Origin of the sequence: Kitasatospora sp. NPDC087861, from assembly GCF_044742585.1 — a bacterium.
In the GTDB taxonomy this organism is placed as follows: Bacteria; Actinomycetota; Actinomycetes; order Streptomycetales; family Streptomycetaceae; genus Kitasatospora.
Genome location: NZ_JBIUUS010000004.1, coordinates 114,050 through 128,668, shown reverse-complemented (window position 1 = coordinate 128,668; position 14,619 = coordinate 114,050). Strand labels below are relative to the sequence as shown.

At 69.6% G+C, this 14,619-nt stretch carries 11 protein-coding genes and 1 other RNA gene; 9 read left to right on the top strand and 3 right to left on the bottom strand.

Annotation, left to right across the window (positions count from 1 at the left end):
- The first annotated feature begins 636 nt into the window (after positions 1 to 636).
- Genes ACIOJE_RS07870 through ACIOJE_RS07860 form a run of 3 tightly spaced genes read left to right on the top strand, consistent with a single transcriptional unit; the run spans position 637 to position 3,384 of the window.
- Positions 637 to 1,473 carry a Nif3-like dinuclear metal center hexameric protein gene (locus ACIOJE_RS07870; protein ID WP_280674745.1) on the top strand — a complete coding sequence of 279 codons (837 nt, stop codon included), beginning with the start codon at positions 637 to 639 and terminating at the stop codon, positions 1,471 to 1,473.
- Positions 1,474 to 1,496: 23 nt separating this feature from the next.
- Positions 1,497 to 2,240, top strand: coding sequence for a zinc ribbon domain-containing protein (locus ACIOJE_RS07865; protein WP_280674743.1), 744 nt, complete (start codon positions 1,497 to 1,499; stop codon positions 2,238 to 2,240).
- Between the two features lie 4 nt (positions 2,241 to 2,244).
- Entirely contained in the window at positions 2,245 to 3,384 is a 1,140-nt protein-coding gene (locus ACIOJE_RS07860) for a bifunctional RNase H/acid phosphatase (protein WP_280674741.1), read from the top strand.
- Between the two features lie 91 nt (positions 3,385 to 3,475).
- On the opposite strand, the gene yaaA is transcribed toward ACIOJE_RS07860, so the two are convergent.
- Positions 3,476 to 4,261 carry a peroxide stress protein YaaA gene (gene yaaA, locus ACIOJE_RS07855; RefSeq protein WP_400774177.1) on the bottom strand — a complete coding sequence of 262 codons (786 nt, stop codon included), beginning with the start codon at positions 4,259 to 4,261 and terminating at the stop codon, positions 3,476 to 3,478.
- A 321-nt stretch (positions 4,262 to 4,582) separates the two neighbouring features.
- On the opposite strand from yaaA, the gene ACIOJE_RS07850 reads away from it, so the two are divergent.
- The 5 genes from ACIOJE_RS07850 (at position 4,583) to ACIOJE_RS07830 (ending at position 10,117) form a co-directional block, all read left to right on the top strand.
- Positions 4,583 to 6,040 carry an RNB domain-containing ribonuclease gene (locus tag ACIOJE_RS07850; protein WP_400774175.1) on the top strand — a complete coding sequence of 486 codons (1,458 nt, stop codon included), beginning with the start codon at positions 4,583 to 4,585 and terminating at the stop codon, positions 6,038 to 6,040.
- 272 nt (positions 6,041 to 6,312) lie between these two features.
- Positions 6,313 to 7,800 (top strand): MFS transporter, encoded by a 1,488-nt coding sequence (locus ACIOJE_RS07845; protein WP_400774173.1) that lies wholly within the window; start codon positions 6,313 to 6,315, stop codon positions 7,798 to 7,800.
- A gap of 13 nt (positions 7,801 to 7,813) precedes the next feature.
- Positions 7,814 to 8,210, top strand: an RNA gene (rnpB, locus tag ACIOJE_RS07840) — RNase P RNA component class A.
- A gap of 281 nt (positions 8,211 to 8,491) precedes the next feature.
- On the top strand, positions 8,492 to 9,403 hold the full coding sequence (locus ACIOJE_RS07835) for a hypothetical protein (protein WP_400774170.1): 912 nt from the start codon (positions 8,492 to 8,494) through the stop codon (positions 9,401 to 9,403).
- A gap of 33 nt (positions 9,404 to 9,436) precedes the next feature.
- The gene (locus ACIOJE_RS07830; protein WP_400774167.1) at positions 9,437 to 10,117 is read left to right on the top strand and encodes a hypothetical protein; all 681 of its coding nucleotides are present in this window, start codon (positions 9,437 to 9,439) and stop codon (positions 10,115 to 10,117) included.
- Between the two features lie 1,237 nt (positions 10,118 to 11,354).
- Here the strand turns inward: ACIOJE_RS07830 and ACIOJE_RS07825 are convergent.
- Entirely contained in the window at positions 11,355 to 11,621 is a 267-nt protein-coding gene (locus tag ACIOJE_RS07825; protein WP_400774165.1) for a hypothetical protein, read from the bottom strand.
- A gap of 47 nt (positions 11,622 to 11,668) precedes the next feature.
- Positions 11,669 to 11,989, bottom strand: coding sequence for a hypothetical protein (locus tag ACIOJE_RS07820; protein ID WP_400774162.1), 321 nt, complete (start codon positions 11,987 to 11,989; stop codon positions 11,669 to 11,671).
- A gap of 2,386 nt (positions 11,990 to 14,375) precedes the next feature.
- On the opposite strand from ACIOJE_RS07820, the gene ACIOJE_RS07815 reads away from it, so the two are divergent.
- On the top strand, positions 14,376 to 14,612 hold the full coding sequence (locus ACIOJE_RS07815; protein ID WP_400774159.1) for a hypothetical protein: 237 nt from the start codon (positions 14,376 to 14,378) through the stop codon (positions 14,610 to 14,612).
- Positions 14,613 to 14,619 lie beyond the last annotated feature (7 nt).

The following is a 14,619-nucleotide window of genomic DNA, read 5'->3' as shown; positions in this document are numbered from 1 at the left end:
ACCACATCCCTTCGTCTCGGCCGCCGCTCGCGGATGCCCACCACTCCGGCACCCGGGCGCGCGGCCCGGCCTGATCGGTTTCCTCGGAAGGAGCGGGAGTGCCGCCCCTGAACGGGAGTGCCGTCCCCGGGCTGCCGTCCCTGGGGTGGGAACACCACCCCGGCCGCGCCCGCCCCGGACCCGGTCTCGCCAGGGCCCGTGTCCGGCGGAGCGCCCTCCCGACCCCCGGTCGGGGCAACTTTCGGGGCAACTCCCGTTCGCAGGAATGAAGTTACTTTCGAGACGTGAGTGGCTCAACGCACAGCCGGTCACTTCACTCGTAAGGGTGATCCAGAGGCGTTTTCGAATTCGTACGAGGGCCCGGATGTGAGCAACGGGCGCCGGGCATGCGGGCGCGCACGGCTCGCGCGCGCCCGCACGGGCGCCCCTCGCCGCAGGTTGACGCGCATCCGTACGCCCCCGGCACCCGCGTCCGAGACCAGACCACCGCCGCACCACCGACGCGCCCTCGACGCAGCGCCGACCCCAGCGCCGACGCACCACCGACCCCACCACCGACCCACCACCGCCGCACCGCAGGCCGGTCGCCGAACGGCCGAGGCCCGACCGCGCCCGCGCGCACGGTAGTCTCGACAGGTGCCGAAACTGTCCGACGTCATCACCGCGCTCGAAGAGGTCTACCCGCCGCAGTGGGCGGAGGCCTGGGACGCCGTCGGCCTGGTCTGCGGGGACCCTCAGGCCGAGGTCGGCCGCGTGCTGTTCGCCGTCGACCCCGTCCAGGCGGTCGTCGACGAGGCCGTCGAGTGGGGCGCGGACCTGGTGGTCACCCACCACCCCCTCTATCTGCGCGGCACCACGAGCGTCGCCGCGACCACCTTCAAGGGCCGGGTGGTGCACACGCTGATCAGCAACGGCATCGCCCTGCACGTCGCGCACACCAACGCCGACCACGCCGACCCCGGCGTCTCGGACGCGCTCGCCGAGGCGGTGGGCCTGCGGGTGACCGGCCCGCTGGTGCCGGACCCGACCGACCCGCTGGGCCGTCGTGGCACCGGCCGGATCGGCCTGCTGGAGCCACCGCTGTCCCTGTCGGCCTTCGCCGCGCAGGTCGCCGAGGGCCTGCCCGCCACCGCCGCGGGCGTCCGCGTCTCCGGCGACCCGGACCGGCTGGTGAGCCGGGTCGCGGTGTGCGGCGGCTCGGGCGACAGCTTCTTCGCCGAGGTGCGGGCGGCCGGGGTGGACGCCTACCTCACCGCCGACCTGCGCCACCACCCGGCGTCCGAGGCCGCCGAGGCGGCGCCGGTCGCGCTGGTCGACGCCGCGCACTGGGCCACCGAGTGGCCCTGGCTCGCCCTGGCCGAGCGGGCCCTGCAGGCCGCCGCCGACAAGCGCGGCTGGGCCGTGGAGACCAAGGTCTCCCAGCGGGTCACCGACCCGTGGACCGCGCACGCCCCCATGTCCTTCACTGCCTGACCCGATTCACAGGAGCCTTCCGCTTGAACGCCGCGCCCGCCGACCAGATCCGCCTGCTCGACCTCCAGGCCATCGACTCGAAGCTCGACCAGCTGGCCCACCGGCGCCGGACCCTGCCCGAGCACGCCGAGATCGAGAAGGCCGCCGCCGACCACACCGCGCTCAAGGACCTGGTGGTCGCCGCCGAGGCCCAGCAGGGCGACACCACCCGCGAGCTGACCAAGGCCGAGCAGGACGTGGAGCAGGTCCGCTCCCGGTCCGCCCGCAACCAGCAGCGCCTGGACTCCGGCGCGATCACCTCGCCGAAGGACCTGGAGAACCTCCAGCACGAGATCGGTTCGCTGGCCAAGCGCCAGGGCGATCTGGAGGAGGTCGTGCTGGAGATCATGGAGCGACTGGAGAGCGCCCAGACCCGGGTCACCGAGCTGACCGCGCGCCTGCAGCACTCCACCGTCGTCCTCACCGAGGCCGAGGCCCGCCGGGACGCCGCCTTCGCGGAGATCGACGGCGAGGCCGACAAGGTCAAGCGGGACCGCGAGGCCGTGGCCAAGGTCATCCCCGCCGACCTGCTGAAGGTCTACACCAAGCTGCGCGAGACGCAGGGCGGCGTCGGCGCGGCCCGCCTCTACCAGCGCCGCTGCGAGGGCTGCCGCACCGAGTTCTCCATCACCGAGCTGAACGCCATCAAGGCCGAGCCGGCCGACAAGGTGGTCCGCTGCGAGAACTGCTCGCGGATCCTGGTCCGTACCGCGGACACGGGCGTCTGAGCCGATGGCGGCTCGCTTCATCGTCGAGGCGGACGGCGGGTCCCGGGGCAACCCGGGGCCGGCCGGCTACGGTGCGGTGGTCCGGGACGGCGACACCGGGCAGATCATCGCCGAGGCCGCCGAGTTCATCGGCCACGCCACCAACAACGTGGCCGAGTACCGGGGCCTGATCGCCGGCCTCAAGGCGGCCCGGGAACTCGACCCGGACGCCTCGGTGGACGTCCGGATGGACTCCAAGCTGGTCGTCGAGCAGATGTCCGGACGCTGGAAGATCAAGCACCCCGACATGCAGCCGCTCGCCGCCGAGGCGCGGACGATCCTGCCGCGCGGCCGGGTGACGTACACCTGGATCCCGCGCGAGCGGAACAAGGACGCCGACCGGCTCGCCAACGAGGCGATGGACGCGGGCAAGGCCGGCCGTCAGTGGGAGCCGCGGAAGCCGCAGCCGGCCGTGGCCGCCGACGAACCGCCGCTGGAGACCGTCGCCCCCAAGGCCGGCTGGGCGGCCGAGGCCGACCTCGGCACCCCGACCACCTTCGTCCTGCTCCGCCACGGCGAGACCGCGCTGACGCCGCAGAAGCGCTTCTCCGGCAGCGGCGGCTCCGACCCGGAGCTCTCCGACAAGGGTCGCTGGCAGGCCGAGCGGGCCGCCGAGGAACTGGCCGCCCGCGGCAGCATCCAGGCCGTGGTGGCCTCGCCGATGCGCCGCACCCGGCAGACCGCCGAGATCGTCGCGGCCCGGCTCGGCCTGGAGGTCCGGTACGAGGACGGGCTGCGCGAGGTCGACTTCGGCGCCTGGGAGGGCCTGACCTTCGCCGAGGTGCAGGAGCGCCACCCGGAGGACCTGGCGGCGTGGCTCGGCTCGGCGAAGGCCAAGCCCACCGGTAGCACCGAGAGCTTCACCACGCTCACCCACCGGGCCGGTGTCGCCCGGGACAAGATCATCGCCCGGTACCCCGGCAGGACCGTGCTGGTGGTCTCCCATGTCAGCCCGATCAAGACGCTGGTCCGGTTGGCGCTCGGCGCCCCGCCGGACGCGCTGTACCGGATGGAGCTGTCCGCCGCCTCGTTCTGCGCCGTCCAGTACTACGCGGACGGCAACGCCTCGCTGCGGCTGCTCAACGACACCTCGCACCTGCGCTGAGCCGCCGAGCCGTGACCGCTGAGCCGCTGAGCCGTGACCGCTGAGCCGGTGGCGGGCTCGTCATCGACCCCGCCACCGCGCTCGACCCCGCTCAGTGCACCTCGGTGACCACCACGTCCAGCTGCCACGGCTTGCGCGCCGTCCTCTCGGCCGCGAGCTCGACCTGGTGGCCCAGGCCCAGCAGCGTGTCCATCAGCTCGCCCGGCGTCTTCGGCTCGGCGCCCGCGACCAGCAGGTCGCGCACCAGTCGGCCCTTGGTCGCCTTGTTGAAGTGGCTGACGACCGTGCGCTTGCCGTTCCGCTCCTGCAGGACCCGGACGGTCGCCGTCCGGGACGCCACCTCGCCGGCCGGCTTCCACGCCGCCGCGTACGCCGAACTGCGCAGGTCCAGCACCAGCCCGTCCGCCACCTCCGGGAGCTCGGAGGCCATCGCGCCCCGCCAGTACGCGCCGAGCGCCCCCGGGCCGGGCAGTTTCACACCCATCGAGCAGCGGTAGGGCGGGATCCGGTCGGAGATCCGCACCGCGCCCCACAGGCCCGAGAAGACCAGCAGCGACCGCTCGGCCCGGCCGTACGCGGCGGCGTCCAGCGTGGCCAGGCCCAGGTTGTCGAACAGCACCCCGGTGTACACCTCGCCGGCCGGCCGGGCGCCCGCCGCCGGCAGCCCGGCGTTGCGGGCGATCTCGCCGCGCAGCCCGGGGCTGAGCCCCAGCACCTCGGCGGCGGTGTCCTCGTCGCCCCGGCAGAGACCGACCAGCGCGTCCAGCACCTCGCCGCGCGCGGCCGTCAGCCCGGGCAGCGACAGCCGGTCGAGCGCCACCGGCACGCCGTCCCCGGACGCGGCCTTGCCCTCCGACGGCGGCAACAGCACCAGCACAGCGGACTCCTCAACAGTTTGTGGCGGATGAACCCCGCCACCCTACGCAAAACCCGTCCCGGGCCGCAGGGCCCGTCCTCGAACCCCAGCCCCCGGAGCGGCGCCGGGCCCCAGCCCCTCGCCCACCACCACGGCCGCCCCGGCTGCTCCGGCGGCAATTCGGTGGGCCGCCCCGGCGTTCCCCACTACGGTGAGCAACGAGGAGAGTGAACGTGATGACCCTGCGCCCCCTGGATCTGAGGTCCCTCCTGGGCCGCTGAGCCCGGCGCGTCCGCCCGTGGCCTCCGTCCGGAATCACCCGATTCGCCCTACGCTGCCTGCATGCCTCGCCGAAAACTGCGCGTCAAGGCCGCCGACTCCGCCCGGATCAACACCGAGCTGACCGAGCTCCGCGCCCGCCTGGAGGTCCACACCGGGTGGCCGGAGCCGGTGCTGGCCGAGGCGGAGGAGGCCGCCGAGCGCCCCCGACTGCCCGAGCACGACGCCACCGACCTGCCGCTGTTCACCGTCGACCCGCCCGGCTCGCGCGACCTCGACCAGGCCATGCACCTGCTCCGCCGCCCCGGCGGCGGCTACCGGGTGTACTACGCCATCGCCGACGTCGCCGCGTTCATCCGCCCGGGCGGCGCGATCGACGCCGAGGCCCGCCGCCGGGTCGAGACCCTGTACTTCCCGGACCACCGCGTCCCGCTGCACCCCACCCGGATCTCCGAGGACGCCGCCAGCCTGCTGCCCGGCGAGCCCCGGCCCGCCCTGCTCTGGCAGCTGGATCTGGACGCCGACGGCGCCGTGGTGCTCGCCGACCTGCGCCGCGCCCTGGTCCGCTCGCACCGCCGGCTCGACTACGCCGCCGTCCAGCGCGCGGTGGACCTCGGCGGCGCCGACGAGCAGCTCGCCCTGCTCGCCACCGTCGGCCGGCTGCGCGAGGAGCAGGAGCGCGCGCGGGGCGGGATCAGCCTGCCGGTGCCCGAGCAGGAGGTCGAGGAGACCCTGCACGGCTACGTCCTCGGCTACCGCGCGCTCGGCCCCGCCGACGGCTGGAACGCGCAGATCTCGCTGCTCACCGGCATGGCCGCGGCCGAGATGATGCTCGACGCGGGCGTCGGTCTGCTCCGCACCCTGCCGGCCGCGCCCGCCGCCGCGTACGAGCGGCTGCGCCGGATCGCCGCCGCGCTGGACGTGGACTGGCCGCAGGCGCTCCCGTACCCGGAGCTGATCCGCTCCCTGGACCCGGACGTGCCGCTGAACGCCGCCTTCCTCACCGCGTGCACCGGCCTGCTGCGCGGCGCCGGCTACCACGCCTTCGACGAGTCCCGGGGCCTGCCCGCCCCGGCCGATCCGGGCCATGCCGCGCTCGCCGCGCCGTACGCGCACTGCACCGCGCCGCTGCGCCGGCTCGGCGACCGCTTCGCGCAGGAGGTGTGCGCGGCGGTGGCGGCGGGGGAGGGCGTGCCGGACTGGGCGCGCGAGGCGCTGCCGGCCGTCCCGGCGCTGATGGCGAGCGGGGACCGCCGCGCGGCCGAGGTCGAACGGGCCTGCGTGGACCTGGTGGAGGCGGAGCTGTTGTCCGGCCGGGAGGGCGAGGACTTCGCCGCCGTGGTCATCGACGTCGACGGGAAGCGGCCCGCCTCCGGCACCGTGCAGCTGCGTGAGCCCGCCGTCCGGGCCCGCTGTGACGGCGACTCCGCCCGGGGGGCGCTGCCGCTCGGCCGGGTGATCGACGTCCGGCTGACGCAGGCCGACCCGGTCACCCGCACCGTCCGCTTCGCCGCCGTCTGATCCCCGCACCGGCACGCCGCCCGTCCGCCCGTCCGCCCGTCCGCCGTCCGCCCGTCCGCCCGTCCGCCCGTCCGCCGTCCGCCCGTCCGCCCGTCCGCCCGTCCGCCGTCCGCCCGTCCGCCGTCCGCCCGTCCGCCCGTCCGCCGCCCGCCCGTCCGCCGCCGACCCGCCACCCACTACCGGCTCGCCGCGCCGACCCGCCGCCGACCCCGCCACCCGGACGGTCCGCCTCGTAGCCCCGTGCCCGCCGCCGGGGTGGGAGGATCGGTTCCGTGTCCCAATCCCTGACCCTCGCCGCCCCGGGGCGGCGCCGCCGCCTGCTCGTCCTGGCGATCTGCTGCCTGAGCCTGTTCATCGTCGGCCTCGACAACACCGTGGTGAACATCGCCCTGCCGGCGATCCAGCGGGACCTGGACGCCCCGGCGTCCGGACTGCAGTGGATCATCGACGCCTACACCCTGGTCCTGGCCTCGCTGCTGATGCTGTTCGGCTCGGTGGCCGACCGTTTCGGCCGCCGCCGGGTGTTCCAGACCGGGCTGGTGTGCTTCGCGCTCGGCTCGCTGCTGTGCAGCCTGGCGCCGAGCCTGGAGTGGCTGGTGGCCTTCCGCGCGCTGCAGGCGGTCGGCGGTTCGATGCTGAACCCGGTGGCGATGTCGATCATCACCAACACCTTCACCGACCCGAAGGAGCGGGCGCAGGCGATCGGCGTCTGGGGCGGCGTGGTCGGCATCTCGATGGCGCTCGGCCCGTTGCTGGGCGGCTTCCTGGTGGACGGGGCCGGCTGGCCGTCGATCTTCCTGATCAACGTCCCGATCGCCCTGGTGGCCATGCTCCTGACCGTCCGCTACGTCCCGGAGTCGCGCTCGCCCCGGCCGCGCCGGCTGGACCCGGTCGGGCAGGCGCTGATGATCGTCCTGCTGGGCTGCGGCACCGCCGCGATCATCGAGGGCCCGGGCAACGGCTGGACGTCCCCGCTGATCCTCGCCCTCGCGGCCGCCGCCGTGGCCGCGCTGGTCGCCTTCCCGCTCTGGGAGCGGCGGGTGGCCGAGCCGCTGGTGGACCCGCGGTTCTTCGCCAGCGCGCCGTTCACCGGCGCCACCGTCACCGCGGTCTGCGCCTTCGCGGCCCTGGGAGGCTTCCTCTTCCTCAACACCCTCTACCTGCAGGACGTCCGGCACTACGACCCGGTCGAGGCGGGCCTGTGGACGCTGCCGATGGCCGTGCTGATGCTGGTCTGCGCGCCGCTGTCCGGCCGGATCGTCGGCAGTCGGGGCCCGCGCGGCCCGCTGGTCGCGGCCGGGCTGGGCCTGGCCGCGAGCGGGGTGCTGCTGACCAGGCTGACCGCCGACTCCCCGGCGGTGCTGCTGCTGGTGTCGTACGCGCTGTTCGGCTTCGGCTTCGGCATGGTCAACGCGCCGATCACCAACGCGGCCGTCTCCGGCATGCCGCGCGCCCAGGCGGGGGTGGCCGCGGCGGTCGCCTCGACGAGCCGCCAGGTCGGCCAGTCGCTGGGGGTGGCGGTGATCGGCACGGTCGTCACCTCGGCCATGGTCGGCCCGATGACGACCGGCTTCACCCCGGCCAGCCACGCCGGCTGGTGGATCCTGGTCGGCCTGGGCGGCGCGATCCTCCTCCTCGGCCTGGCCACCACCACCCGCTGGGCCACCGCGACCGCCGCCCGGGTGGCCGCCCGCCTCGGCGGCGAGCCGTCCGTGGTCCGCTCCGGTGTACGGGAGGCCCCGCCCGAGCGGCTACGATGACCACTACGGCGGAAGAGTCGGCCGGGCGGTCGCGACGGGTCCCTGACCCGCCGAGGAACGTCCGGGCTCCACAGAGCAGGGTGGTGGGTAACGCCCACCCGGGGTGACCCGCGGGACAGTGCCACAGAAAACAGACCGCCCACCGCTTCGGCGATGGGTAAGGGTGAAACGGTGGTGTAAGAGACCACCAGCGACCGGGGTGACCCGGCCGGCTCGGTAAACCCCACCTGGAGCAAGGTCAAGATCGGTGCCCTCGGGCGCCGTGCGCGGATGATCGAGGGCTGCTCGCCCGAGTCCGCGGGTAGACCGCACGAGGCTGTCGGCAACGGCAGTCCTAGATGGATGGCCGCCTCCCCGGGCCGCGCAAGCAACCCGGGAGACAGAACCCGGCGTACAGGCCGACTCTTCCGCCGCCTAACTGAGAAAAGGCCCTCTGACCTGCGAAACGGCAGGTCAGAGGGCCTTTTCTCTGCCCGTGGGGCCCGTAGCGGCTTGCTCGCTCTTCGCGTCTATTTCTGCCTGCTTCCGGGTGCGCTGTGGCGATTGCGTGGCGGTGAAGACCCCCGCCCGAAGCGCAGACACCCGGGGTTGACCACTCCGGGTGGAGGAGTGTTACGGTCCTGCCACCGACAAAACGACCCCGGCAGCGCGCTAACGCTCCGGGGTCTGGCACGAAGAGATGAGTCTTCGAATGCGCATCCAGCGTACCCGCTGGCAGGCGGGCTATACACCCCTGCCCAATGCCGTCCTGCGGCACCCACGCCTGTCCCTGGCCGCCCGTGGTCTCCTTGGCCACCTGCTCTCTCTGCCCGACGGCGCCCGGGAAACAATCGAGTCCATCACCAAACGGGTTCGCGAAGGCCGACGACGCGTCAGCGACGCCATGGCCGAACTGGTGGCTGAGGGCTACGTGGTCCGACGCCGGGAGCAAGACCCGGAGACCGGCCAGTGGGTCACCCACGTGATCGTCTCGGATGTTCCGATGGGACCGACCGACCAAGCGCCGACGGTCGGTGAACCGACACGTCGGTATGTCGGCCGTTCCTCCAAGGAGGAAAAGACCGGTGAAAAGAACCCCCTCCCTGTGGCTGCGGCCGACGTGCCGGCCACCTCGGAGACGGGGGAGGAGGAGACTCCTCAGGATGAGCTGACCGGCCGCTCAGCGGCCCTCCTGGGCCGCCTCGGCGCAGTTGAACCACGCCTCACTCTGTCCGCCGCTGACGCGGCCACCCTGGCGCCCCTGGCCGCTGAGTGGCTGTCCCGGGGTGTCTCCGAGGCCGAGTTGCGGGCCGCCCTGACAACCGGTCTCCCCAGCCCGATCTATTCACCGGCCAAGATTCTGGCGGCTCGGTTGAAGCGGGTGCCGGCGCCCCGAGCGGTCACGAAGTCGGAGCCCGCTGGCGAGTGCGCCGAATGCGACCGACCGCTTGCGCGTGGCCAGGTGACCGGTATCTGTGGCCAGTGCGCCCGGGTGGCCGCCCCTGCGGACACGACTCCGCGGACGCTGCTCGGCGAGGGCAGCCGCCTTGTTGCGGCCATCCGTGAACGTCGTGCCGGCGGCCACTTCGCACCCCACGCCCGTAGCCGCTTCGCCACCTTCTGAAATCTGTCCTCTTGATCTTGAAAGGGGACAGCTATGTCCTCCATGCCCTCAACCGTTGTGGCCGTTGACCTACCCTGGTTCGCCAAGACGGCGTTCAAATTCGGCCGTCCCATCGCCTTCATCGCGGCCCTGATCATGTCCGTCCCAGGTGAGATCCACCTCGCCGAAGTGGCCGGATGGAGCCCGGGGTACGCCCGCCTGATGCCGGTCTGCGTATCCGTTTACGCGGCCTGCGCGGCGGTCATCAGCGACGTGGCCAAGCGGCTTGATCTTCCCGGCCGCAAAAGCGCGCTGGTCGGGGCCGTGGCCGCTCTCGTACTGGCCATCTGCGCTCAGGACATCAGCCATCTGATAGCCCTCGACTACATGGGTGCTGGCGCGGTCCTGGTGGCCGCTGTGTCCGCCATACCTCCCCTGGTGGTGGCACACATGATGCACATGGCTGCGGCGCCGAAGTCGACGGCAACGGCCGTCGAGGTGGATGCCATTCCGGCCGAATCCGACGAGGGCGGCCAGCTCGCCTTCGACCTGGAGGCCGGCCATGCCTCGTCTGGTCGGAAGCGGCGGGGACGCCAGGGCATCCCGGATGAGGTGGTTGCGGCCGCCGTGGAGGCCCTGGAGGACGAAGGCCGGAAAGTCAGCGGCCCTAACCTGGCCGAGAAACTGGGCCTCTCACCGCGCCAGGCCCGCCGGTACATCCCACGGATCCCCTGACCGGGGACGTAAAGAGGCCCCCGTGAGGGGGCCCCAACGCGGCACTCCTGTGGCCACGGACGGCAAGGGGTCGAATCCGAGCCTGAGTCGAGTTTATCGAACCGACGGGGGCGGATCAGACTCGTCGGGCTTCTGGCCCGACTCGGGCGGAGGCGGCGGATTGCGGCGGTCCTGCTTGGTCGAACGGTGCTTCCACCACTCGCGCCACCAGGAGAGGCGGTGGGCGGACTGGCGGGGCAGTAGGGCGCCCGCCACGATCCGGACGGATACTGCGATGGCTAGCAACCCAACAGCCCACCAGGGGGTGTTATCGGGCAGGGTGATCTGTGGCATGGGGTTCCCCGAGAAGGGGGCACCTCGGCTAGGCGGCCAGACTCCAACCGAAGCGGTGCCCCTGGTGACTGGTGGCCAGCAGGGGGTTCAGCCCCGGTCCCCGGGGGACCACGGGACCAGCCAATCGTTCGGAGCCGCAGACACAGACCCAGGTTCGAGGTTCTTCAACGAGAGGGTGCTCTGTGGGTGCTGGCAGCACTTCCCAGAGCACAGCGAGCAGCAGTTCGAGCGCCAGTTGCTCCGCCTGAGCCCGGAGCCCGGTTCCGTGGAGAAGAACGGCAAGGTCAAGATTGGTGAGCCGGAGCTTGGCAGGTCGGTCAATTGATCGGGCGAGTACCGGGGAGAGAGCAGAGGTGACAAGCCCCCGGGGAAGGATCTGAAAGCGACCACGTACCAGAGCACGAATCGCTTCTCGGCCGGCGTGAGCCAGACCTTGCTGTGAAGTAAGGGACGGCAGTACACCGGCAGCCGAGGAAGCCGGACGGAGGCTGACTGGCTCGCTGCGGGCCTGGACCAACCAACCGAGGGGCAGTACACCGGCTTGAGTGATGCGTACGGCCGCTGTCTCAAGCTCAGTCAGCTCACTGAGCTGTGCAAGCAGGCGCAGACGTTCCAACGGCGACCAACGCGGGTACCGCTGGTACCTGTCGTTATCGAGTTCGGCACGGAGATCGCGCATGCGGAGACGCCTGACGCCGACTTTGGGCCACACCTGATCCACAAGCCCAGGTTAGCGGACACTTCTGACAGGCAGCCAAAGAGTGAAAAAACAGGTTCCTGGCGAACCTTGTGATCCCCTCCCTCGGAGGATCTTCCGAGGGAGAGGTACCTGTTCCTGCGGAGGGGCCGAAGCGCTTCCCCAGGCCGAGGTGCACCTGATCAGCCTACCTGGGATCCAGTGCCCTCAGAGCCGCCTCAGGACGTCCTCACAGGCCTGACAGCGCTTGTCCCGCAGGTAAACCGGGTACCAGGGCTCTCCAGGCCTCCCAGGCCGGTAATGCGAGAGCTCCATGGGCTCGGTGTCCTCCCCGCACAGAGTCCGCGGGAGCGGGTCCTCGGGGACTTCGGGGTCCTGGCCGGCGGCGTGCACCAGGAGCACGGCCGGCTCCCCGCCCTCCGGGCTGTCTGCCTGGGCCTGGTCTAGCTCCAACAGGACGATGATCGAGCCCATGCTTCAACCTTGCGGCACGGCGGTGCCGATTACCTGCCGACGCATATTTACTTCTCAATCAGGGAGATTTCGCCATCTGCGGAGATGTTCAAGACGTAGTCCCGAGGCTGCTTGTCGATCTTTGCAAGAAGAACCTTAGGGCCGCCAAATTCCCACTCTCCCAGGATCTCCCAGTTGTCATCCTGAATCCACATAAGGCCTTTCTTGGTCTGAATCGACGGGCGATTATTCGCGTGCTGTGAGATCCAGAAGTAAACCTCGCTGTAACTGCTGGGGCTGCAGGTGCGACTTTCCGTGCGGTTTTCGTTGTTGATGACGGATACCCATCGGTCAGATGCATTCTGGCAACCGTTGATTGCGACGGTCATGGCCATTTCCTCCTTCTAATCTGCGGGGTCAAGTTTGGGTAGCGGTTTCTAGTGTCCATGCCTGGGCTTCTGCACACTGGCCAGCGCCCCTATTATTATGCGCCGCTCGGGCAGGCGGCACGCCGACAGGCCCACTGAGTTACCGCCAAACGGGTGACCTTTTCGGCTCTTTCCCCTCGCGGTAGCCCTACGTACACGTGTAACGATGCCGGCTGGTAAATCCACGACTGTCTGACCAGCGACATCGGCTGTACGGGTTCGAACGGGGCGTTGGTGGCACTCGCTACCGGAGGTGGCGCGCCCGCCAAACGTGCGGTACGTGACGGCTGACTTCGTCATCGACCGCAAGAACCGAGCGCGGTTCGGTTGTACCAGGGCCAGTAAGGGCGTTTGGGGAAGCGTTACCACGCAGCACCTAAGAGATGACAGTGGCCACACGATCGTGACGGAATACAACTACTGGAAGCTGTCATAGGCCAAGCAACCCGGGCCGTACCCATCAAACTTGAACCAGTGCGCTCCCTCTCTCAAGGAGGGAGGCTAACTTGTGTCTCAAGAGAGAAGAGCCTCAGAGAAGGTAGAGAACTCACTCTGACAGGGGGTATATAACCCCCCTACAAAATAGATGTATGTGTCCGCGGGCTCTGGTTGAGGACACCTTGGCCCAAAGAGTGGCCGGCATCACGTCCTGAGGCCTCATTTCATTCATTCAGTGCCTTCAGTGAGCCCGTGGAGCGGTAGTTGGAGCCCCGAGAGGCCCCAGAAGAGCCCTAGGGGGCCCGAAAAAGGCCCCTGAGCAGTCCAGGGAGGCCCGTTGGCCGCCAGGCCGGCCTTGACGCCCTCCAGCGCCTGGAAACTTTCATACCCGTACACAGGGTGAGGACAGCACCCCCGGTGGGTCCTCTCTGAACGCATGCATGTGTTACCCCCGTGTGATGTGTGGTAAGGGAATGAATGAAATGACAGGATCGGGGACTCAATTCATTCAGGGGACTCCTTCAAGTGAGCAGGTGAGAGGGCATCTCTGACGGGACGTCAGGGAAGGCCTCCCGAGGGGTGGCGGGGGAGCGTCCGGCACTCCTAACGGGTCCTCAGATGTGTTGATTATGTGTATATCGGCCAGTGTTCTCGTGAAATCAGTAACGCTGAGATAACGATCAGATAGTAACTTTGAGTAGTCATTGGCCCATGTGGCGACTCGTCGCGTGTCCGCTTTGGATCTATATGTGCGTCATGCCTCTCCTTTAGTTCCTATACAGGCCCTCGGGGGTGCACCGCGAGTACCTGCCGAAAGGAGGCTTTCTGAATCAGAACTTGAAGTGAGGGGTCTGTGGTCCTAGTGTTCTGGGTGTCGGAAAGAGCAACACCGAATGGCCCGGCCGGAAGTACCACCCACTGCAACAGCGGGGGATCGGGAAAAGGCTGTCGGGCGAGTAGGTGATCGGACCGGCGGAGGGTGTCAGCGCCCCTCCCAAACCCACCAAGTGAATGACCTGGCCCCTCGCCAAGGGGGCCGCAGAACGGCACTCAGACGGCCCTCTGGGTCACATACAAGCACGCGCATAGGTCCCCTTCATGGGTTGGTAACCGAGGGGTGAAACCGGCGTTGAACATCACATAGACCACACGGGATGAAGCGAATAGATGCCCGGAGTGACTTGGTACCCGAGCGGGGTGAATCCTGCGATGACCGGCCTAGTACGTGGTGGATAACCGGACCTGATCGCCCGGCATGGATAGATCACCTGCATTACGAGCCGACACCATTGCGTCCGGCAGTGCGAAGGATGGGTGACTGATACTCACCCACCGGGACTACTGGCCTTAAGCGTGTGAGGCACAGCGCGGCAGGGAGCGTCAAAACCACCCTGTAGGGCCACGTGGGGTCATGCCTGCGCGGCTCTCGATGGACCTGCCAGGAGTGGGTCCAGATTCAGGCCGGCATCAGACCTAGGGAGAAGTATGTCCGAAACACTTGTCAAAACTAGTTGCGGTTGCGTGATTCGAGGCGGATTCCACACGTTTGATTATCTCGTCCACACCGTGGAAGTCACGGGGAACGGGGGCGGTCTCGTAGACGCCATTGATGTCCGGGCCGACTCCCCGGATTGTGCGATCGGGGCTACCCGGGCAAATTTCACGCGACGTGGCGTGAACTGGGAGCGCTGGCACTTCGAGGCCATCGGCTACAACAAGGCCCGTGCCTACTGTTGTGCGGCCCGCAGTCCCTGCGACCTCTGCCAGGGGCTTCAGGCGGCAGAATAGGCCCCCTTTTTTGCCTCAAAACTTGAAGTGAGGTGTCGGATTGGTTTGGCCGCCTACGGATTCGGCCGTGGACGGTCATGCCCATTCGATCGCCTGGGATCTAACGAAAGGAAGTACAGCAATGGCTTTGGAGTATCGGGTCTGGAATGAAAACGGGGACCTGTTCGGAGTCCACCGAAAGCCGGAGAGGGCCGAGGAAACGGCTGAAAAGGCGCGTCAGGACTGTGTCAGGTACTGCGAGACGGACGGGGAGGAGGAGAACCCCGGGCGGGGTGACTTCCGATGCGGGGTGCTGAGCCCTCACGGGATCAGCATTCAGGTAGTCGACGGCGGATACGACGTCACCAACCATCACTGATAGAGAG